General features: G+C 64.2%; 18 protein-coding genes. 6 read left to right on the forward strand and 12 right to left on the reverse strand.

Annotated elements, in window-relative coordinates; genetic code table 11:
- Positions 1 to 25: 25 nt before the first annotated feature.
- The 3 genes from IB259_RS28090 to IB259_RS28100 all read right to left on the reverse strand — a co-directional run bounded on the left by IB259_RS28090 (position 26) and on the right by IB259_RS28100 (position 3,221).
- The gene (locus IB259_RS28090) at positions 26 to 730 is read right to left on the reverse strand and encodes a pirin family protein (RefSeq protein WP_119449783.1); all 705 of its coding nucleotides are present in this window, start codon (positions 728 to 730) and stop codon (positions 26 to 28) included.
- An 81-nt stretch (positions 731 to 811) separates the two neighbouring features.
- The gene (locus tag IB259_RS28095; protein WP_054455782.1) at positions 812 to 2,404 is read right to left on the reverse strand and encodes an MFS transporter; all 1,593 of its coding nucleotides are present in this window, start codon (positions 2,402 to 2,404) and stop codon (positions 812 to 814) included.
- Positions 2,405 to 2,534: 130 nt separating this feature from the next.
- On the reverse strand, positions 2,535 to 3,221 hold the full coding sequence (locus IB259_RS28100) for a hydrolase (protein WP_088143563.1): 687 nt from the start codon (positions 3,219 to 3,221) through the stop codon (positions 2,535 to 2,537).
- Between the two features lie 316 nt (positions 3,222 to 3,537).
- On the opposite strand from IB259_RS28100, the gene IB259_RS28105 reads away from it, so the two are divergent.
- On the forward strand, positions 3,538 to 4,461 hold the full coding sequence (locus IB259_RS28105) for a LysR family transcriptional regulator (protein WP_119449782.1): 924 nt from the start codon (positions 3,538 to 3,540) through the stop codon (positions 4,459 to 4,461).
- 106 nt (positions 4,462 to 4,567) lie between these two features.
- Here the strand turns inward: IB259_RS28105 and gyrB are convergent, their stop codons facing one another.
- From gyrB to dnaA, 3 genes are all read right to left on the reverse strand, one after another.
- The gene (gyrB, locus tag IB259_RS28110; protein WP_054455788.1) at positions 4,568 to 7,015 is read right to left on the reverse strand and encodes a DNA topoisomerase (ATP-hydrolyzing) subunit B; all 2,448 of its coding nucleotides are present in this window, start codon (positions 7,013 to 7,015) and stop codon (positions 4,568 to 4,570) included.
- A gap of 95 nt (positions 7,016 to 7,110) precedes the next feature.
- Positions 7,111 to 8,220, reverse strand: coding sequence for a DNA polymerase III subunit beta (gene dnaN / locus IB259_RS28115; RefSeq protein WP_054455945.1), 1,110 nt, complete (start codon positions 8,218 to 8,220; stop codon positions 7,111 to 7,113).
- 2 nt (positions 8,221 to 8,222) lie between these two features.
- Positions 8,223 to 9,689 carry a chromosomal replication initiator protein DnaA gene (gene dnaA / locus IB259_RS28120; protein WP_054455790.1) on the reverse strand — a complete coding sequence of 489 codons (1,467 nt, stop codon included), beginning with the start codon at positions 9,687 to 9,689 and terminating at the stop codon, positions 8,223 to 8,225.
- A 396-nt stretch (positions 9,690 to 10,085) separates the two neighbouring features.
- Here dnaA and rpmH point away from each other — a divergent pair, with 396 nt between their 5' ends.
- The 5 genes from rpmH to IB259_RS28145 all read left to right on the forward strand — a co-directional run bounded on the left by rpmH (position 10,086) and on the right by IB259_RS28145 (position 14,344).
- The gene (rpmH, locus tag IB259_RS28125) at positions 10,086 to 10,220 is read left to right on the forward strand and encodes a 50S ribosomal protein L34 (protein ID WP_003816025.1); all 135 of its coding nucleotides are present in this window, start codon (positions 10,086 to 10,088) and stop codon (positions 10,218 to 10,220) included.
- A 52-nt stretch (positions 10,221 to 10,272) separates the two neighbouring features.
- Entirely contained in the window at positions 10,273 to 10,644 is a 372-nt protein-coding gene (locus IB259_RS28130) for a ribonuclease P protein component (protein WP_013397083.1), read from the forward strand.
- On the forward strand, positions 10,641 to 10,913 hold the full coding sequence (yidD, locus tag IB259_RS28135; RefSeq protein WP_059376344.1) for a membrane protein insertion efficiency factor YidD: 273 nt from the start codon (positions 10,641 to 10,643) through the stop codon (positions 10,911 to 10,913). The genes IB259_RS28130 and yidD overlap by 4 nt, the downstream gene beginning before the upstream one ends.
- Before the next feature lie 48 nt (positions 10,914 to 10,961).
- Positions 10,962 to 12,638, forward strand: a complete 1,677-nt coding sequence (gene yidC / locus IB259_RS28140; RefSeq protein ID WP_175181610.1) for a membrane protein insertase YidC — start codon at positions 10,962 to 10,964, stop codon at positions 12,636 to 12,638.
- Between the two features lie 257 nt (positions 12,639 to 12,895).
- Entirely contained in the window at positions 12,896 to 14,344 is a 1,449-nt protein-coding gene (locus IB259_RS28145; RefSeq protein WP_054455792.1) for a catalase, read from the forward strand.
- A 78-nt stretch (positions 14,345 to 14,422) separates the two neighbouring features.
- Here IB259_RS28145 and IB259_RS28150 read toward each other — a convergent pair whose 3' ends face one another.
- The 6 genes from IB259_RS28150 to IB259_RS28175 form a co-directional block, all read right to left on the reverse strand.
- Positions 14,423 to 15,301 (reverse strand): ABC transporter permease, encoded by an 879-nt coding sequence (locus IB259_RS28150; protein WP_054455794.1) that lies wholly within the window; start codon positions 15,299 to 15,301, stop codon positions 14,423 to 14,425.
- An 11-nt stretch (positions 15,302 to 15,312) separates the two neighbouring features.
- Positions 15,313 to 16,158, reverse strand: a complete 846-nt coding sequence (locus IB259_RS28155) for an ABC transporter ATP-binding protein (protein WP_175212933.1) — start codon at positions 16,156 to 16,158, stop codon at positions 15,313 to 15,315.
- Between the two features lies 1 nt (position 16,159).
- Positions 16,160 to 17,203 carry an ABC transporter substrate-binding protein gene (locus IB259_RS28160; protein WP_054455796.1) on the reverse strand — a complete coding sequence of 348 codons (1,044 nt, stop codon included), beginning with the start codon at positions 17,201 to 17,203 and terminating at the stop codon, positions 16,160 to 16,162.
- A gap of 51 nt (positions 17,204 to 17,254) precedes the next feature.
- Positions 17,255 to 18,160, reverse strand: a complete 906-nt coding sequence (locus tag IB259_RS28165) for a TauD/TfdA family dioxygenase (protein WP_192330708.1) — start codon at positions 18,158 to 18,160, stop codon at positions 17,255 to 17,257.
- A gap of 143 nt (positions 18,161 to 18,303) precedes the next feature.
- The gene (locus IB259_RS28170; RefSeq protein WP_054455801.1) at positions 18,304 to 18,978 is read right to left on the reverse strand and encodes a GntR family transcriptional regulator; all 675 of its coding nucleotides are present in this window, start codon (positions 18,976 to 18,978) and stop codon (positions 18,304 to 18,306) included.
- Positions 18,979 to 19,061: 83 nt separating this feature from the next.
- Positions 19,062 to 20,018, reverse strand: a complete 957-nt coding sequence (locus IB259_RS28175) for a tripartite tricarboxylate transporter substrate binding protein (RefSeq protein WP_054455803.1) — start codon at positions 20,016 to 20,018, stop codon at positions 19,062 to 19,064.
- Between the last annotated feature and the right edge of the window lie 37 nt (positions 20,019 to 20,055).

The raw sequence follows: 20,055 nt of genomic DNA on the forward strand, positions 1-20,055 counted from the left end.
TGTGTAGGGGTTATGAGCACGCCGCTCATGCGTGCGTATCGGCCAGGAGCACTTCGGCGTCGTCCAGGGCCATAAGGCGCACATCGGTTTCGTCCCGGATGGCAGCGCCGTCGCCTGAGCCGATCTCCACCCCGTTGACTTGCAATCTGCCCTTGGAGGCGACCAGATAGCCGCGGCGGCGGCCGCGCGCGAAGCGGTAGGTGGCGGCTTCGCCTGCTTTGAGCGCCACCGCAAGCACGCGCGCGTCGCTGCGGATGGGCAGCGCGTCTTCATCGCCGTCGATACCGCTGGCAAGCGTGATGAACTGGCCCTTGCAGGCTTCGCGGGTAAAGGACTTCCGGCCCCAGCTGGGCGGCGCGCCGCGGCGGTCGGGTTCGATCCAGATCTGGAACACATGCGCAGGACCGCCTTCCATATTGAATTCGGCATGCGTCACGCCACTGCCTGCGCTCACGACCTGCACCTCGCCAGCGCTGGTGCGGCCGCGATTGCCCAGATCGTCTTCATGGGTGAGCGCGCCTTCCCGCACGCAGGTGATGATTTCAACGTCCGAGTGCAACAAGGGCGGAAACCCTGCGCCCGGTGCGATGGTTTCGTCGTTCCAAGCGCGCAGCGCGCCCCAGTTCATGCGTGCGGGGTCCTGGTAGGCCGCGAAGGAAAAGTGGTGCTTGGCATCGAGCCAGCCGCGGCGTTCGTGGCCCAGGCTCGCAAGCGGACGGCGCTCAATCATGGTGCGCCTCCGTCGCCGGGTTATCGCCGATCATGGCGGCATGCTTCATGTGGTTCATGGACGTGTTCCCGATGCTGCCCGTCAGCGCTTCAAGGCCAGGAAGTGATGCACTTCGGGCTTGTCCGGCCCCATGTGAAAGCGCAGCGCTTCCGCTTGCAGGTCGGCATCGGCATGCGACACCCGGTGATGCTGGCGCAGATGTTCGGCCCAGGATTCGACGAAGAACCATTCGACCACCCGCTGCGGGTCATTGGTGTGCTCGACCACGCCCCAGGCATAGGCGCCGTCGCGCAGTCGCTCTTGCGACAGGCGTTGCATCGCATCCAGAAAGGCAGGGCGGTCTTCCTGGCGGATGCGGTACTCCACCTGCACCAGCACCGGACCGCGATCGTGGGCCACAGGTTCAGCAAGCAGCGGCTCCGGCCAGTGATTCGACGCCTGCAGATCCGCCTCGCCGACCGGCAGGCTGGCGCGGTGAAACAACAGCGCAACCGCGACCAGCCCGGCAGCGCTGACTGCCAGTGCATAGGGCACGCCGATCTCGCGCGCCACCAGGCCCCAGCCCAGGCTGCCGGCGGCCATCGCGCCGTTGAAGACCATCAGGTACACCGCCAGCCCGCGGCCGCGCACCCAGTTGGGCAGCACGGCCTGGGCCACGCCATTGAACGTGGTGAGCGCGGTGATCCAGCCCATGCCCAGCACTACCAGCATCAGCACGGCCAGCCATTGCGGCGGCGCGAACACCAGCACGGCCATGACCGCCGCGCTGGCCACGGACGCCAGCAGCACCAGCCCGTCGGCATTCAGGCGGGCGCCCAGCCTGGGCAGCAACAGGGCGCCGATGATGGCTCCTGCGCCCACCGCGCCCAGCAACACGCCGTAAAAGCCCGAGGAGCCGCCCAGCATCTGCCGCGCCACCAGCGGCAGCAAGGCCCACACCGCGCTGGCGAACAGGAAGAAGACGGCGGCGCGCAGCAGCACGCGGTGCAGCTCCTTGCTGGCCCGCGTGTAGCGCAGGCCGGCGCGGAACGCGCCGAAGAAGTTCTCCGACAGCGCGCTATCGACGGCCGCGGGACGCTTCCACCACAGCAGTGCGGCAATGACGAACACGTAGCTCAGCACGTCCAGCCCGTAGGTAACCGCCGCGCCGAAGCTGGCGAGGATCAGGCCGCCCGCCGCCGGACCGATGGCGCGCGCGATATTGATGCCCAGCGAGTTCAGCGCCACCGCGCCCTTGAGCTCTTCGCGCGGCACGAGTTCCGGGACGATGGATTGCCAGGTCGGCCCCATCAAGGCCGCGCCGATGCCGCCGACGAAGGTCAGGGCAATCAGGTAATCGACCGTCAGCGCGCCGAAATGCGACAGGAGCAGCAGCGTGCCGCTGACAGAGGCCAGCAGCAGCTGCACGAAGATCAGGAAGCGGCGCCGGTCCAGGATGTCGGACAGCACGCCGGCGGGAATCGCCAGCAGGAAGATGGGCAGGGTCGCAGCGGTCTGGATCAGCGCCACCGCGGCCGGGCTGGCCGACAGATCGGTCACCAGCCAGGAACTGGCCACGTCCCGCATGAAGCTGCCCACGTTGCCCAGCACGGTCGCGGCCCACAGCACGGCGAATACGGACTGGCGCAAGGGCGCGAAAGTGCCGCGCGCGGCGGGATTCTTCTGGTCTGGCATGGGACTCTCCTGGATCGCGCCAGGCGGCATTCGGACCCGCAAGTCCCGCCGCCCGCCGTGTTCAAAACGCCGTGTTCAAAGACAAGGCGCCGGACCGGCCAGACGCTGTCTGGACGATCCGGCTTGCGGTTTACTTGGCGGGGTTGGGGCCGATGCGTTCGCCGTGCTGCACGCGCTCTGCCAGCTTGTGCACGTGGGTGACGGCGTAGTCGATGCCCATGCCGTAGGCGCCGGAGTGTTCCTTGACGATGCCGGTGACGGCGTCATAGGTTTCCTTGCGGGCCCAGTCGCGCTGCCATTCCAGCATCACCTGCAACCAGGTCATCGGCACGGCGCCGGCCTGCACCATGCGGTCCATGGCGTACTTGTGCGCGTCCACCGAGGTGCCGCCCGAAGCATCAGCCACCATGTAGATTTCGTACTCGCCTTCCAGCATGGCGCACAGCGCGAAGGTGGTGTTGCAGACTTCGGTCCACAGGCCGGCAACGATGACCTTCTTGCGGCCATTGGCGGCCAGCGCGTCACGCACGTTCTGGTCGTCCCAGGAATTCATGGAGGTGCGCTCCAGGATCTTGTGCTCCGGGAACACGGCCAGCAGTTCGGGGTAGGTATTGCCGGAGAAGCTGTCGGTTTCGACGGTGGTGATGGTGGTGGGGATATTGAAGGCGCGTGCGGCCTTGGCCAGGCCCACCACGTTGTTCTTCAGGGTCTGGCGGTCGATGGATTGCACGCCGAAGGCCATCTGCGGCTGCTGGTCGATGAAGATGATCTGGCTGTTCTGCGGGGTCAGGACTTCGAGGTATTTGTTGGCGGACATGGCGGATCTCTCTTTAAGGAAAACTATCAAATAGGGCGGCAGCAAAGAATTCGGTGTAGCTGGCAAACCATCCCGGTCTGCCCCGTTGCGACGATGGCGGGGTGCCGCTGGAAGGTCCCGTGCATCTCGTCTGTCGGTGTATGCATAGTAGGGAGAGGCCGCTTTCCTGAGAACCCGCAGCATGGAATTCCATCCTTTCCATTTTTTGCATGATGACCATGGCGTGACAGTCTCTGCTGCACTGCGTTCAACACCATTCTTGTCCATGCCATAGGCAGGGGCTATCATCGGCGCGGGCATTTCCCGAGAACACAAGATGAGCAAGCTGCCGGATTTAGAGGGTTGGGCGATCTTCGCCAAGGTCGCCGATACAGGGTCGTTCGCCAAGGCGGCGGCCGAGTTCGGCTTGGCGCAGGCCACGGTTTCCAAGACCATCAGCCGTCTGGAAGCGCGCATGAAGACCACGCTGTTTCATCGCACCTCCCGCAGCATGACCTTGACCGAATCCGGCTACGCGGCGCTGGAACGCGCAGCGCGCATATTGGAGGAAGGCGAGGCCGTCGAATCCGAGGTGACGGAAAAGTCGAGCAGCCTGCGCGGCAAGATCAGGCTGTCCGCGCCCATGTCCTTTGGGGTCACGCATCTGGCGCCGATGCTGCCGCCATTCATGCAGGCCAATCCCGACGTGGCCCTGGAAATCGAATTCAGCGACAAGCAGGCCGACCTGGTCTCGGAACGCTTCGACCTGGCGCTGCGCATCTCCAACCTGGTGGACTCGACGCTGCTGGCGCGGCGGCTCTGCTCGGTGCGCATCCTGCTGGTGGGCGCGCCCAGCTACTTCAAGCGCGCGGGACGCCCCAAGCATCCAAAGGACCTGGCGCAGCACACGGCGCTGCAATACATGTATGCGCGCAACGGCGCGAGCTGGCGCTTCCGCCATGAAAAGCACGGCGAGTTTTCGCAGTCGCTGCCGGTGCACCTGAACGTGAACAACGCCGAAGCCCTGACGCCGGCGCTGCAGGCGGGCATGGGTCTGGCCCTGCAGCCCGAGTTTCTGGCGTGGAAGGATTTGCAATCCGGCGCACTGGAAACCGTGATGGACGATTGGCAGGTCGATCCCATCGCCCTGCACATCGTCACCCCGCCGGGTCGCCGCCGGCCGGCACGGGTGCAGGCGTTCATTGAGTATCTGGCGGAGCGCCTGACGGCCGAGCCTTGGGCCAATGATGTGCAGGTGTAGAAGGATTGCGTTTTCCGGGCCGCGCCGGACTGGCGCATGAAAAAGGGGCTGCGCAAGGCAGCCCCTTTTCTATGGCGTCCTGGATCTCTTTCGAGATCCAGCGCGATCAGGCGTCGATATTCCCCGCCGACAACGCATGCGTCTCGATGAAGTTGCGGCGCGGTTCGACGTCGTCGCCCATCAGCGTGGTGAAGACCTCGTCGGCCGCGATGGCGTCCTCGATCTGCACGCGCAACAAACGGCGCACCTTCGGGTCCATGGTGGTTTCCCACAGCTGTTCCGGGTTCATTTCGCCCAGACCCTTGTAGCGCTGCTTGGAGATGCTGCGGTCGGCTTCGCTGCGCAGCCACTGCATGGCCTCGCGGAAATCGGACACGGTCTGTTCCTTGCGCTTGTCGCCTTCGCCGCGGGCGGCCAGCGAACGCGCGCCGACCTTGCCGGAGAAGCTCTTGGCGGCCTTGGACAGGACCGCGTAGTCCGAACCGTTGACGAAGTCCGCATCGATGATGCTCACGCGCACGTTGCCGTGGTGCATGCGCTGCACCGACAGACGATGGCGCTCGGTGGATTCGTCGAACTCCGGCACGACTTCCACGCCGTTGCCGCTGACCGGGTCGCGCATGGCGTCGGCCAGGCGGCGCGCGGAATCGGCGGTGGACTCGGCCGATTCCAGGTTGATCTCCACGCCTTCGGCCATGGCCGACAGCGCGCCTACGTCGAATACGCGCGACAGGCGCGCGATCACGGCGTCGGCCGCGACGTACTGGCGGGCCAGGTCGTTGAGTTCGTCGCCGCGGATGATGTTGCCGCCCGAGATGATCTCGGCATCCTTCAGCGCCAGTTGCAGCATGAACTGCGCTTCTTCCTGGTCGTCTTTCAGATAGCGTTCTTCGCGGCCGACCTTGACCTTGTACAGCGGCGGCTGGGCGATATACACGTAGCCGCGCTGCACCAGTTCAGGCATCTGGCGGTACAGCAGCGTCAGCAGCAGGGTGCGGATGTGCGCGCCGTCCACGTCCGCGTCGGTCATGATGATGAGGCGGTGGTAGCGCAGCTTGTCGACGTTGAAGTCAGGACCGATGCTGGTGCCCAGCGCGGTGATCAGCGTGGCGATCTGCTCGCTGGCGATCAGGCGGTCGAAACGCGCCTTCTCGACGTTCAGCACCTTGCCGCGCAGCGGCAGGATGGCCTGGAACTTGCGGTCGCGGCCTTGCTTGGCCGAGCCGCCTGCGGAGTCACCCTCGACGATGTACAGCTCGCACAGCGCGGGGTCCTTTTCCTGGCAGTCGGCCAGCTTGCCGGGCAGGCCTGCGCCTTCCAGCACGCTCTTGCGGCGCGTCATTTCGCGCGCCTTGCGCGCGGCTTCGCGGGCACGGGCGGCTTCGACGATCTTGGCGCACAGCGCCTTGGCGTCGTTCGGGTGTTCCAGCAGCCAGGTTTCCAGCGTGCGCGCCACGGCTTCCTCAACCGCCGGCCGCACTTCGCTGGAGACCAGCTTGTCCTTGGTCTGGCTGCTGAACTTGGGCTCGGGCACCTTCACCGACAGCACGCAGGCCAGGCCTTCGCGCATGTCGTCGCCGGACGTCTCGACCTTGGCCTTCTTGGCCAGTTCGTTGTCGGTGATGTACTTGTTGATGATGCGGGTCATCGCCGCGCGCAGGCCGGTCAGGTGCGAGCCGCCGTCGCGCTGCGGAATGTTGTTGGTGAAGCACAGCACGCTTTCGCTGTAGCTGTCGTTCCACTGCATCGCCACTTCGACGCCGACCGGCACGCCGCCCGCCGAGGACTCGGTGGTGACCGAGAACACGTTCGGGTGCAGCACGGTCTTGCTGCGATTGATGTATTCGACGAAGCCCTTCACGCCGCCGGAGAAGGCGAAGTTCTCTTCCTTGCCCTGGCGCTGGTCGATCAGGCGGATCTTCACGCCATTGTTCAGGAACGACAGTTCGCGCAGGCGCTTCGAGAGGATCTCGTAGTGGTACTCGATGTTGTTGAAGATGATCGGGTCGGCCAAAAAGCGCACTTCGGTGCCGCGCTTGTCGGTCGTGCCGGTCACGGCCAGGGGCGCGACGCGCTCGCCCTGGCGGAACTCCATCTGGTGCACTTCGCCGTTGCGGCGGATGGTCAGCCGCAGCCATTCGGACAGCGCGTTCACGCAAGACACGCCCACGCCGTGCAGGCCGCCGGACACCTTGTAGGAGTTCTGGTCGAACTTGCCGCCAGCGTGCAGTTCGGTCATGACGATTTCGGCCGCGCTGCGGTGGAATTCGTCATCCTTGTGGATGTCGGTGGGGATGCCGCGGCCGTTGTCGGTGACCGAGATCGAGTTGTCGGTGTGGATCGTGACGACGATGTCGTCGCAGTAGCCGGCCAGGGCTTCGTCGATGGCGTTGTCGACGACTTCGAACACCATGTGGTGCAAGCCGGTGCCGTCGGATGTGTCGCCGATGTACATGCCGGGGCGCTTGCGCACGGCCTCCAGCCCCTTGAGCATCTTGATCGAGTCAGCGCCGTAGCCGCTGTTCTCGGGAGTGGTGTTCTGCTGATCTGACATGTCTGTATCGATAACGCTTTAAAGAACGGCCTGGCGGCCGGACCGCCCACGGGCCCTCGGGCCCGCAAGCGGCACAAACCCACGATGGGTGCGGATCAAATCCGCATGGGCATGACGACGTACTTGAACTGGTCGTCTTCGGGCAGGGTGATGAGCGCCGACGCGTTGGCATCGGGCATGACCGACCACTGGATGTTGTCCACCTTGACGTTGGACAGCACGTCGAGCAGGTAGCCGACGTTGAAGCCCACATCGAGGGCTTCATGGCCGTAGTCGATGTCGATTTCTTCCTGCGCCTCTTCCTGCTCGGCGTTGGAGGACGAGATCTTCATCTGGTTCTGCGCCAGTTGCAGGCGCACGCCCTTGAACTTGTCGGTGGTCAGGATGGCGGCGCGCTGCAGGCTGCCCTGGAGGGCTTCGCGGCCGACCAGGAAATGGCGCGTGTAGTTCGTCGGGATCACGCGCGTGAAGTCCGGGAACTTGCCTTCCACCAGCTTGGAGACGAGCTCCACGTCGCCGAAGCGGAAGCGGATCTGGCCCGGCGCCACGTCGATCGAAACCGGCTCGTCGGAGTCTTCCAGCAGGCGCTGCATTTCCAGCACGGTCTTGCGCGGCACGATCACTTCGTGGCGTTCGCTGATGCCGTCGGCTTCCGTCGAGCAGTGCGCCAGGCGGTGGCCATCGGTGGCGACCGCACGCACGCGGCCCGGTTCAAACACCAGCAGCATGCCGTTCAGGTAGTAGCGGATGTCCTGTTGCGCCATGGCGAAGTGCACCATGTTGAACAGGTGGCGCAGCGTGCGCTGCGGCATGGTCAGCGACACGTCCCACTGCTCGGGCTGAGCCACGGTGGGGAATTCGCTGGCGGCCAGCGTCTGCAGGGCGAAGCGGCTCTTGGCCGACTGCACCGACAGCTTGTTGCTGGCCAGCGCCAGGCGCACGTCGCCGGTGTCCGGCAGGGCCTTCAGGATATCCAGCAGCTTGCGCGCCGCGACCGTGGTGGATTCGTTGTCTTGACCCACGCCGAAGTCGGCATGGGTGGTGATCTGTACTTCCAGGTCGGTCGCAATGAAGGCAACCTTGTTGCCTTCCTTGCGCATCAGGATGTTCGCCAGGATGGGCAGGGTATGGCGTCTTTCGACGATGCCCGCCACAGTCGACAGCGGTTTCAGCAATGCATCGCGTGTGGTTTGTACGAGTTGCATGTTCATCCTTTTAGAGTTTGTTCCAACACGTGCAGGGTATGGTTGAGCTCCGCTTGCTTGGCGCGGGCGTCGGAAATCTTGCGTACGGCATGCAGCACGGTGGTGTGATCACGGCCACCGAACAGATCGCCGATTTCCGGCAGGCTTTTCTGGGTCAGCTCCTTCGCCAGGTACATCGCGACCTGGCGCGGCAAAGCGATATTGGCGGGCCGGCGTTTCGAGTACATGTCGGCCACTTTGATCTTGTAGAAATCCGCCACCGTCTTCTGGATGTTCTCCACGGTGATCTGGCCGTTGGACACGGACAGCAGGTCCTTCAGGGCTTCCTTGCAGACATCCACCGTCAGCACGTCGCGGCCGTGGAAGCGCGCATAGGCCAGCACCTTGCGCAGCGCGCCTTCCAGTTCGCGCACGTTGCTGCGCAGATGCTTGGCGATGAAGAACGCCACTTCCTCGGGCATGGGCACGCCTTCGGACTCCGCCTTGCGCAACAGGATCGCCACGCGCATTTCCAGTTCCGGCGGCTCGATGGCCACCGTCAGGCCGGAGTCGAAGCGCGAGATCAGGCGGCTGTCGATGCCCGACAGTTCCTTAGGATAGGTATCGCTGGTGATGATGATCTGCTTGCGCTGAGCCACCATCGCTTCGAACGCGTAGAAGAATTCTTCCTGCGTGCGGTTCTTGCCGGAGAAGAACTGGATATCGTCGATCAGCAGCAGGTCGAGCGAATGGTAATAACGCTTGAAGTCGTCGAACGCCTTGCGCTGGTAGGCCTTCACCACGTCGGACACGTATTGGTCGGCATGCACATAGCGCACGCGCACACCGGTGCCCGCCGCCACCATCGCATTGCCGATGGCGTGGATCAGGTGGGTCTTGCCCAGGCCCACGCCGCCGTACAGGAACAGCGGGTTGTAGGACGTGCCAGGGTTCTCGGCGACCTGCAACGCAGCGGCGCGCGCGAGCTGGTTCGCCTTACCCGTCACGAAGTTCTCGAACGTCAGATCGGTGTTCAGGCGCGAGCGCTCGTACACGATGCTTGCCGCGTCCGCGTTCACCGCTTGCGCGGCTTGCGCGGCCGCCGTGGTCGCCGGGGCTGCGGGTGCAGGCGTTACCGGGGCCATCGGTGGCGGCGCGCCGCCTGAAGGGGAAGCAGCGGACGGATACGCGGGCGCCGCGGGTGCGGCGCGTACGGGCGCGACCGGCATGCGCGGCGTGGCGCCTTGCGTCGGCAACTCGAACAGCACCTGCACCGGACGCTCGAACCACTCCGCGGCCAACGCTTCGATCTGGTGGGAAAAGTTCTTCCGTACCCAATCCAGTTTGAACCGGTTGGGAGCGGCAACGCGCAGCACCGCCTGCGTTTCGTCGTACGCAAGCGGGACCAGCGGTCGTATCCACGCGCTGATTTGTTGGGGGGGGAGTTCCTGCTCAAGACGACTGACGCAGGTCTGCCAGAATTCTTTCATGTCGCTCTTATTCAAACCTCGATTCTACCTTGCCTGGGCTGGGGTTATCCACAGGGTAGGGCATAAGCGTCCGTGCGGCGCAGTCTTAACTGTTTGACAAGACAGGGAAAACTTGCTGAAATGGTGGGCTTTTCCGAATTCTGTCTGTCAGAAGGTTCCACAGAGAGCTTAGCCGCGCTTTGTTGGCAATGGTGTCTAACGATGCCTACCGCCCACGCAACTGCCTGGTTTTGCTTCTAATAGGTCGCCCGGGGTTTCCCGGTCAGAGCCCCGTCTACGAGCTGTTTTTTTGCACCTGTTGCAAAAATGCTCATTAGATACCCGCTTCCTGAATGCGCGACCAGGAACCCTTCCGGGCAGGTCCCTTCTGACTTTTGTTCTTTTTGTGGATCGTCCATGAAACGTACCTACCAACCTTCCGTTACCCGTCGCAAGCGCACCCATGGTTTCCGCGTGCGCATGAAAACCCGCGCTGGCCGCGCCATCCTGAATGCCCGCCGCGCCAAGGGCCGCAAGCGTCTGGCCGTCTAAGTCCTGTTTTTCCGGCTTGTCCGGAAAATCCTGACGCCTGATTTTGCAGTCCATGCCGCGCTCCACGCTTCCGCCGGAGGCGCGGCTGCATCGCCCCTCCGAGTTCGCCGCCGCCCTCAAAGGCCGGCGTCTTGCCCGAGGGGCGTTCTTCATTGTGAGCGCGGCTCCCAATGATCTGCCTCCCGGCCAGGACGCCTGTGCGCGTCTGGGCCTGGTGATCGCCAAGCGGTTCGCCGCCCACGCCAGTACGCGCAACGCCATCAAGCGGGTCATCCGCGAGGCGTTCCGCCATCGGCGCCTGGGACTGCCGGCCAAAGATTACGTCGTGCGCCTGCATAGCAAGGTTGCGCCCGCCACGCTTACCGCGCTGAAACGCGCGGCAAGAGCCGAAGTGGACGCTCACTTTGAGCGGATAGCGCGATGATCAAGGCTTTACTCATTGCCCCGATCCGGTTCTACAGGTTTTTCCTGAGCCCCTGGATCGGCAGGCAGTGCCGCTTTACCCCGACCTGCTCGGCGTATGCGATCGAAGCGATCGAGCGCCACGGCGCCTGGCGCGGCTTCTGGCTGGCAGTCCGGCGCATCGGCCGCTGCCACCCTTGGTCGCCGGGCGGATTGGACCCGGTTCCGCCCTCCAAGGGAACCAATGGCCCCTCGTGCTGTTCCCACAGCCACCGCACCGAGCATGATTGACGCTAAACTGGCGGGCTTTGCTGGCCCGTATTCACCTCAGTAGGCACCATGGATATCCGACGAACCGTCCTCTGGATGATTTTTTCCTTCTCGCTGTTGCTCCTATGGAACAACTGGCAGATCCATAACGGCAAGCCGTCGCTGTTCGGCCCCACGCCTGCCGCCACCACGAGCGAGCCGCAGGCCGCCACGAACAACGCAACGCCTTCGGTGCCCAGCACGCCCGCCCCCGCGGCTGCCGCTGCGTCCGCCGTGCCCGGCGCCGCCGCGCCTGCTGCCGCGCGCTCGGAAGAAGTCGTCATCACGACCGACGTGCTGCGCCTGACGTTCGACACCATGGGCGCCCAGCTGGTGCGCGCCGAACTGCTGAAGTACCCGGCCACCGGCCAGCCCGACAAGCCCACGGTGCTGCTGGACCGCGCCGCTGGCCTGAACTACGTGGTGCAGACCGGCGTGGTCGGCGCCCCCAACGGCCAAAGCTTCCCCACGCACCAGACGCCTTTCCGCGTCGTGTCCTCGGAACGCCAGCTGACCGGCGACAACCTGGTGGTCGCCTTCGAGGGCGAATCCGGCGGCGTGAAGGTCACCAAGACGTTCACCCTGCACCGCGGCCGCTATGACATCGACGTGCGCCACGACCTGGCCAACGTCAGCGCCGGCCCCGTGTCGCCCGCCCTGTACCTGCAGCTCGAACGCGACGGCAACGACCCCGCCGACACGTCCAGCTTCTATCACACCTTCACCGGTTTCGCCGTCTACTCGGAACAGGACAAGTTCCAGAAGATCACCTTCAGCGACATCGAAAAGAAGAAGGCCAGCTACATCAAGCAATCGGACAACGGCTGGATCGCCGTGGTCCAGCACTACTTCGCCACCGCCTGGGTGCCCCCGCAGGGCAAGCCGCGCACCAACGAACTGCTGGAAGTGCAGAAGAACCTGTACGCCGCCCGCAGCATCGAGGCAGTGGGCGAGATCGCCCCTGGCGCCGCCACGCGCGTCGATTCGCACCTGTGGGTCGGTCCGCAAGACCAGAAGGCCATGGCCGCCCTGGCCCCCGGCCTGGAACTGGTGGTCGACTATGGCTGGCTGACCATCATCGCCAAGCCGCTGTTCAAGCTGATGACCTGGCTGCATTCCATCCTGGGCAACTGGGGCTGGACGATCGTGGCGCTGACCGTGCTGATCAAGGCCGTGTTCTACCCCCTGGCCGCCGCCAGCTACCGCTCCATGGCCCGCATGAAGCAGGTGGCTCCGCGCCTGCAGGCCCTGAAGGAAAAGTACGGCGACGACAAGCAGAAACTCAATGCGGCCATGATGGAGATGTACCGCACCGAGAAGATCAACCCGCTGGGCGGCTGCCTGCCCATGCTGGTGCAGATCCCGGTGTTCATCTCGCTGTACTGGGTGCTGCTGGCCAGCGTGGAAATGCGCGGCGCGCCGTGGATCCTGTGGGTGCACGACCTGTCGATCCGCGACCCGTACTTCATCCTGCCCGCCATCATGATGGCCACCATGTTCCTGCAGATCAAACTGAACCCGACGCCCCCGGACCCCGTCCAGGCCAAGGTCATGATGATCATGCCGCTGGTGTTCGGCGGGATGATGTTCTTCTTCCCGGCTGGCCTGGTGCTCTACTGGTGCGTCAACAACACCCTGTCGATCGCCCAGCAGTGGTCCATCACCCGCGCCATGCAGCGCAAGACGGAAGCCGCAGCCAACCGCTGATATCTGCTCCCGCGCAAGAAACCGGTCCCATGCGGACCGGTTTTTTTTTCGCCTAGCGGCCGCCACCGATGCCGATTCCTGATTTTCTTGATAGTTATTTTTTATCAAGTTTTATAGATCAATCAACTTCACACGGTAAGGCAAGACCCCTATGATGTGTCGGAGATAGCCCCAGGCCGGCAATGCCGGGCTATCCCAGACACGGCGCGGGCCCCTCTGCGGCCCCCGCATTCCAGGCATTTCATAGGGAGTGTGCTATGACCGACAAGAAGACGCATCTGACCACCGCCGCTGGCGCGCCGGTGGCCGACAACAACAACACGCTGACTGCCGGCCCGCGCGGCCCGGCGCTGTTGGAAGACTTCTGGCTGATTGAAAAGCTCGCCCACTTCGACCGCGAACGCATCCCCGAACGCGTGGTGCACGCCAAGGGTTCGGGCGCCTATGGCACCCTCACTGTCACCCACGACATCTCGCGCTACACCCGCGCCAACCTCTTTTCCCAGGTCGGCAAGCAGACCCCGCTGTTCCTGCGTTTCTCGACCGTGGCCGGCGAGCGCGGCGCGGCTGACGCCGAACGCGACGTGCGCGGTTTCGCCATCAAGTTCTACACCGAGGAAGGCAACTGGGACCTGGTCGGCAACAACACGCCGGTCTTCTTCATCCGTGATCCGCTGAAATTTCCGGACTTCATCCACACCCAGAAGCGCGACCCCAAGACCAACCTGCGCAGCGCCACCGCCGCCTGGGACTTCTGGTCGCTCAATCCCGAATCGCTGCATCAGGTCACCACCCTGATGAGCGATCGCGGCATTCCCGCCAACCTGCGCCAGCAGCACGGCTTCGGTTCGCACACGTTCAGTTTCATCAACAAGGACGGCGAGCGCTTCTATGTGAAATTCCACTTCAAGTCGCAGCAAGGCATCGCCTGTCTGAGCGACGAGGAAGCGGCGCAAGTGGTCGCCCATGACCGCGAAAGCTCGCAGCGCGACCTGTTCGAGAACATCGAAAAGGGCAACTTCCCGAAGTGGACGCTGAAGGTGCAGATCATGCCCGAGGCCGAAGCCGCGACTTACCATATCAACCCCTTCGACCTGACCAAGGTCTGGCCGCACGGCGACTATCCGCTGATCGAAGTCGGCGTGCTGGAGCTGAACAAGAACCCCGAGAACTACTTTGCCGAGGTCGAGCAGGCCGCCTTCACCCCGGCCAACGTGGTCCCCGGTATCGGATTTTCGCCGGACAAGATGCTGCAAGGCCGGCTGTTCTCCTACGGCGACACGCACCGCTATCGCCTGGGCATCAACCACCACCAGATCCCGGTGAACGCGCCGCGCTGCCCGTTTCACAGCTTTCACCGCGACGGCGCCGGCCGTGTCGACGGCAACGTCGGGGCGACGCTGAACTACGAGCCCAACAGCGCGGGCGAGTGGAAGGAAACCCCGTCGGCAGGCGAGCCGCCGCTGGCGCTGGACGGCCAGGCGGCAGCGCGCTGGAATCACCGCGTGGACGATGACTACTACTCGCAACCGGGCGCCTTGTTCCGCCTGATGACGCCAGCGCAGCAGGAGCTGCTGTTCGGCAACATCGGCCGCCACATGGCCGGCGTCCCGGAAGAAATCCAGCGCCGCCAGCTGGAACACTTCCGCAAGGCCGATCCCGCCTACGCCGCCGGCGTGGCCAAGGCGCTGGGACTGAAGCTGTAATCCGCGACGCGCCCATGCGCAAGGCGGCCCCGAGGGGCCGCCTTTTTTTGGCTGCTGCGCGGCTCTGCGCCGAGACAATCAGCGCTGCATGCCCCAGCGCCTGACCGTGAAACGCTCCACGGTGTCGAACACCAGGTTTTCCACAAGCAGGCCGATGATCACCACCGCCGCCAACCCCGCGAACACGCGGTCTGTGTATAACTCGTTGCGGTTCTGAAAGATGTACCAGCCCAGGCCGCCCTTGCCGCTGGACGCGCCGAACACCAGTTCCGCGGCGATCAATGTGCGCCACGCAAAGGCCCAGCCTATCCTCAGCCCGGCCAGGATGGCGGGCAGGGCGGCAGGCACCAGAATCTGCAACACGTAGCGCAGACCGCTCAATCCATAGTTGCGGCCCGCCATGCGCAAGGTATCCGATACCCCCAGAAAACCCGCGTACATGTTCAGCGCCAGCGCCCACAACACCGAATGGATCAGAACGAACACCAGGCTGCCTTCGCCCAGGCCGAACCACAGCAGCGCCAGCGGCAGCAGCGCAATCGCCGGCAGGGGATTGAACATGGCCGTCAAGGTGGACAGCAGATCGCGACCGAAACGCGTCGACACCGCCAGCGTGGTCAGCACAAAGGCCAGCAGCACGCCCGCCGCATATCCCTGCGCCAGCACGCGCAACGATTGCCCGGCGCGTGCCAGCAGTTCGCCGCCTGCGATGCCCTGCACGAAGGCGACCGCCGTCTGCGATGCGCTGGGCAGCAGCAGATCATTGTCGGTGTAGCGCGCCGCCAGCTCCCAGATGCCGGCCAATAGCGCCAGGATCGCCAGCTTGCGCAGGCTGGCGTGCTGCCACAGGCGTTCATGCCAGGGCAGGGGCGCTTCGCCCGCTTGCGCGGGCAAGGGCGGCAGCTCGTACTCCACTTCGGGACGGATGGGCACGGCGCCTGCGTATGCGTTGTTCATGCGGAAGTCCTTCAGGCCGCGGCCCGTTCAGCGGCAAGTTCAGCGGACTGTTCCGCAGGCGCCACATCGAACAGCAGATCATGGACGCGCCTGGCCGCAGACTGGAACGCAGCCGAACCCTGGCTATGCAGCCCATAGGCATGGGCGTTCAGTTCCGCGCGCACGCGCCCCGGATGCGGTGACAGCAACAGCACTCGGCTGCCCAGCACCAATGCCTCTTCGATGGAATGGGTGACGAACAGCAGCGTGAAACGCACGTCTTCCCACAGCGCCAGCAATTCTTCCTGCATGCGCCGCCGCGTCAACGCGTCCAGCGCCGCGAAGGGCTCGTCCATCAAAAGCACACGCGGCTGCATCGCCAGGGCGCGCGCAATGGCCACGCGCTGCTTCATGCCGCCGGACAACGTATGCGGATAGGCATCGGCGAACGCGGACAACCCCACCTTGTCCAGGTAGTGCATGGCGCGCTCGTCGGCCTCGCGACGGTTGAGTTTGCGTGAAGCCACCAGCGGAAACGCCACGTTCTGCCGCAACGTCTTCCATGGCGGCAGCTGGTCGAATTCCTGGAACACCACGATGCGGTCTGGCCCCGGGCCGCGCACGGCATTGCCATCGATGGCAATGCGCCCTTCGGTCGGTTCTATGAAGCCCGCAATTGCCTTAAGCAGCGTGGATTTGCCGCAACCGGACGCGCCCAGCAGGATGAAACGCTCTGCTTCGTGCACGTCGAAACTGACCTGATGCGTGGCGCGCACGCGCCTTTCGCGCGTCTTGTATTCGATCGACACCTTATCCACAGCCAGCAAAGGCGTGGCCTTTTCGGTGTTATCCACAGGGGAGGCAGCGCTCAATCCCATCTCAACTGCCTTGGGCTGTGACGGGGTCGTCAAAGAAATAATCTCGCCAACTGGCCGGCGCATTCTTGATCGCGCCCACCTTGTGCATGAACTCGGCCAGCGCATAGGTATTCTGCGGTTCCAGCTTGAACTGCACGTCGGGGTTCTTGATCACTTTGATCAGGAAATCGCGGTCCAGCTTTGCGCCGGTAACGCGCAGATAAGTATCCGCGGCCTTTTCCGGGTTGGCGCTGGCGAACTGCGCCGCTTCCTTCAGCGCGGCCTGGAATGCCTTGTAGGTCTTGGGATTTTCCTTGCGGAATTTCTCGGTCGCAAACAACACCGTGGACGAACTGGGCCCGCCCAGCACGTCATAGGAATTGAGCACGATGCGCGCCTTGGGATTCTCGGCCAGCTCCTGCTCCTGGAAGGGCGGGTTGCCGAAATGCCCCGTGATTTCCGTGCCGCCCGCGATGATGGCGGCGGCCGCGTCCGGATGCGGCAGGGCGACGGAAATCTTGTCCAGCTTGTTGAACTGCGCGTCGCCCCACAGTTTGGCCGACGCCAGCTGCAACACGCGAGACTGCACCGACACGCCCACCGCCGGCACCGCGATGCGGTCCTTGTCGGTGAAGTCCGCAATCGTCTTCACGTTGGGATTGTTGCTGACCAGGTAATAGGGAAAATTGCCCAGCGAGGCCACGCCCTTCACGTTCTGCTTGCCGCGCGTGCGGTCCCAGATCGTCAACAGCGGCCCCACGCCTGCCCCCGCGATATCCACAGCCCCGGACAACAGCGCATCGTTCACGGCCGAACCGCCCGACAGCTTGGCCCACTCGACCGAGATATCCACACCATCGGCCTTGCCGTGCTTTTCGATCAGTTGCTGATCGCGCGCCACGTTCAACAGCAGATACACGATGCCGTACTGCTCGGCGATGCGGATGCGGCCCTCCGCCATGGCCGGCGTCGGCGAAGCCAGCGCCAGCACGGCAAGTATCAACGCCAGGCCCGCGCCGGTGGCGGCCTGGACCAAACGATCACGTACAGCGGAGGAAAAACCCATGGCGGACCCTGTGGATAAATGGTTTTGCGCGAAATTAAGGGGCGCGCGACGTCAGAACGGCACGTCGCCTTCGATCGTCGTGCGGTACAGCTTGCGGCGCAGGTGATCCGGCGTACCGCCGGCCAGATGGATCAACGAGCGGTTGTCCCAGAACACCAGATCATGCGGCTGCCATTGGTGGCGGTAGATGTGTTCGGGCCGGATGCTGTGGGCAAACAGTTCGTCCAGGATCTGGCGGCTCTCGTCTTCGGGCAGGCCCTCGATGCGGGTGGTGAAGCCTTCGCTCACGAACAGCGCGCGGCGGCCCGTCTCCGGATGCGTGCGCACGACCGGATGCACCACTTCCTGCACCTGCGCCACCTGTTGCGCGCTGAGATTGGGACGCCACGAGCCTTCCTTCTGTAACTGGCCGTATTTGGCCAGGTAGGAATGCACGGCGCGCTTGCCTTCGATGGCGTCTCGCAATGCGGCGGGCAGAGTGTCGTACGCCACGTGCATGTCGGCGAATAGCGTGTCGCCGCCTTGCGTGGGCAGCTCCTGCGCGTGCAGCAGCGACCCCAGGCTGGGCAATTCCTTGTACGAGATATCCGAATGCCAATACTTGCCGGCATCGCCCAGCCCTATCGGCTTGCCGTCTTCAACGATGTTGGAAACGATGAGGATCTCGGGATGCCCGGCCAGATGGAACTGATGCAGCACGTGGATCATCAGACGGCCAAAGCGGCGGCTGAAATCGATGTGCTGCTGCGGCGTGATGCGCTGATCGCGGAACACCAGCAGGTGATGGTCCAGATGGGCGCGATGCACCTGCGCGAAATCGGCCGGGGTCAGCTCGCGCGACAGGTCGACGCCGATGATTTCGGCGCCGGTCACGGCTGCCAGCGGGCGGATCGAAAAGGCTTGCGCAGCGGGTTCGGCATACACCTCGGACCGGCGCAGCGCGTTGCTCTGGGACATGGATCGCTCCTTGCGCGAATGCCGGCCAGGCCGGCTCAGGAACGGTCCATTATGAAAACGCGCAACCCCTACGCAAACGAATTATTCGGCCTTTGTTCAAGCCTGCGCGTCATATGGCGCGCCATCGCGTTGTGGCTATAAGCTTATTCGCGCGAGAGGAACTTGCCGCGCACGGAGCCGATGTGCTGCTCCATCTTGCGCACTGCGGCCTTTTTATCGCCACGCTCGACCATCTTGTACAGGTCTTCCAGTTCGGCCACGTTGGGCTTTTCCGCCTTGCCCGCAGGCGGGCGGAACCACAGGCGCATGGAACGGTCCAGCAGGCTGCCGGCAAACTCCGCAAGGATGTCATTGCGGGCGGCTTCGTACAGCGTCTGGTGGAACCTGCGGTCGATCTCCATGCTGCCCAACCGGTCCTGGCGTTCATGGCATTCCCAGCCAGCCGCCACCAACGCTTGCAGGCGTTCCAGCAGCGCCGGGGTGGCATTGTCCACCGCCAGGCCTGTCAGATGCGGTTCGACCAGCAGGCGCGCGGCGATCAGCTCCAGGAAGCTGTCTATGGTTTCCGCTTTGACGAGGATGCCCTTGCGCGGCAGGATGTCCACCAGCCCCTCGCGGTCCAGCCGGTGTATGGCCAGATGGATGGGGCTGCGGCCCAGCGACAGCTGTTCGCTCAGTTGTGCGACATTGATCTGGTCCCCGGCGCGCAGCTCCTGCGTGAGGATCATGCGCTTGATCGCGAGATACGCCTGTTCGCCGAGCGAAGCCGCCGGCGCGGTGTCTTCCTGCTGTCGCTTGGGGGTAGGGGTTTTGGGCATGCGGTGATGGTTGCTGACCACGCGCCGCAACCGGCGCAGACCGCTGCGATTATAGCGACCGGTGCGGGCGGGCCAGCGTTTCCTCAGTCGATGCGCACGTTGCCGTCCTTGATGGCCTGTCCGTACTTGGCGGATTCGGCTTTCATGTATGCCGCGAACGCATCTGGCGTGGAGGCTGCAGCCACCATGCCCTGCTGCGCCAGGATCTGGCGCACGTCGGCATCCTGCAGCGCTTCGGAGTACATCTGGTTCAGACGCTGCACGCGATCGGCGGGCACGCCCGTGCGCGTGAGCAGCCCCATCCAGGTTTGCGATTCGAAGCCCGGCAGGCCGGCCTCGGCAAAGGTCGGCACATCGGGCAGCGCTGGCGTGCGCGCGCTTCCAGCCACTGCCAGGGCGCGCAGCTTGCCCGCCTGGATATGCGGCGCAACCACGCCCACGTCCCCGAGCGTCGCATCCACTTCGCCGCTCAGTACCGCCATGGTCGCTGGCGCCGCGCCCTTGTACGGCACGTGCATCATGCCCACGCCGGCCTGTTTTTTCAGCATCTCGAATCCCAGATGGCCTGATGAGCCATTGCCGAACGAAGAGAAGGTCGCCTTGTCGCCCTGGTCCTTGGCCCAGGCCAGGAACGCCTTGAGATCGCCGGCCGGCACCTTGGGTCCGACCACCAACACATGCGGGTTGGACGCCAGCTGCGTGACCGGCTGGAAGTCCTTCACGCTGTCATAGGGCAGCTGGTTCAACAGATAGGGATTGATGACGAAGCTTGCTGCGATCAGCAGGACCGTGTTGCCGTCAGCCGGCTTGCCCAGCAAGGTCTGTGCGCCGATCACGGTACTGCCGCCGGGACGGTTTTCGACGATGATGTTGGCTCCGGTGTTCTTCGCAATGGCCTTGGTCAGCGCCCGCGCCAGCGCGTCGGAGGAGCCGCCTGCGGTATACGGCACGATCAGCGTCATGGGCTGCGACGGGAACGTGTCGGCGGCGGCGCTCATGCTCGCCAGCGCCAGCGCGGCGGCCAATACGGTTTTCTTCATAATGTTTACCCCTTGATTTGTCATTGGTGCCGCACGG

This window comes from Achromobacter sp. ACM04 (assembly GCF_014851465.1).
GTDB classification, from domain to species: Bacteria; Pseudomonadota; Gammaproteobacteria; order Burkholderiales; family Burkholderiaceae_B; genus Achromobacter; species Achromobacter aegrifaciens.

Coding starts and splice junctions, on each gene's coding strand:
- IB259_RS28155 (WP_175212933.1), bottom strand. CDS start 16,158: ATGGGATTGAGCGCTGCCTCCCCTGTGGATAACACCGAAAAGGCCACG.
- IB259_RS28105 (WP_119449782.1), top strand. CDS start 3,538: ATGAGCAAGCTGCCGGATTTAGAGGGTTGGGCGATCTTCGCCAAGGTC.
- IB259_RS28095 (WP_054455782.1), bottom strand. CDS start 2,404: ATGCCAGACCAGAAGAATCCCGCCGCGCGCGGCACTTTCGCGCCCTTG.
- dnaN (WP_054455945.1), bottom strand. CDS start 8,220: ATGCAACTCGTACAAACCACACGCGATGCATTGCTGAAACCGCTGTCG.
- IB259_RS28150 (WP_054455794.1), bottom strand. CDS start 15,301: ATGAACAACGCATACGCAGGCGCCGTGCCCATCCGTCCCGAAGTGGAG.
- IB259_RS28145 (WP_054455792.1), top strand. CDS start 12,896: ATGACCGACAAGAAGACGCATCTGACCACCGCCGCTGGCGCGCCGGTG.
- IB259_RS28165 (WP_192330708.1), bottom strand. CDS start 18,160: ATGTCCCAGAGCAACGCGCTGCGCCGGTCCGAGGTGTATGCCGAACCC.
- dnaA (WP_054455790.1), bottom strand. CDS start 9,689: ATGAAAGAATTCTGGCAGACCTGCGTCAGTCGTCTTGAGCAGGAACTC.
- IB259_RS28170 (WP_054455801.1), bottom strand. CDS start 18,978: ATGCCCAAAACCCCTACCCCCAAGCGACAGCAGGAAGACACCGCGCCG.
- IB259_RS28130 (WP_013397083.1), top strand. CDS start 10,273: ATGCCGCGCTCCACGCTTCCGCCGGAGGCGCGGCTGCATCGCCCCTCC.
- IB259_RS28090 (WP_119449783.1), bottom strand. CDS start 730: ATGATTGAGCGCCGTCCGCTTGCGAGCCTGGGCCACGAACGCCGCGGC.
- yidD (WP_059376344.1), top strand. CDS start 10,641: ATGATCAAGGCTTTACTCATTGCCCCGATCCGGTTCTACAGGTTTTTC.
- gyrB (WP_054455788.1), bottom strand. CDS start 7,015: ATGTCAGATCAGCAGAACACCACTCCCGAGAACAGCGGCTACGGCGCT.
- IB259_RS28100 (WP_088143563.1), bottom strand. CDS start 3,221: ATGTCCGCCAACAAATACCTCGAAGTCCTGACCCCGCAGAACAGCCAG.
- IB259_RS28160 (WP_054455796.1), bottom strand. CDS start 17,203: ATGGGTTTTTCCTCCGCTGTACGTGATCGTTTGGTCCAGGCCGCCACC.
- IB259_RS28175 (WP_054455803.1), bottom strand. CDS start 20,018: ATGAAGAAAACCGTATTGGCCGCCGCGCTGGCGCTGGCGAGCATGAGC.
- yidC (WP_175181610.1), top strand. CDS start 10,962: ATGGATATCCGACGAACCGTCCTCTGGATGATTTTTTCCTTCTCGCTG.
- rpmH (WP_003816025.1), top strand. CDS start 10,086: ATGAAACGTACCTACCAACCTTCCGTTACCCGTCGCAAGCGCACCCAT.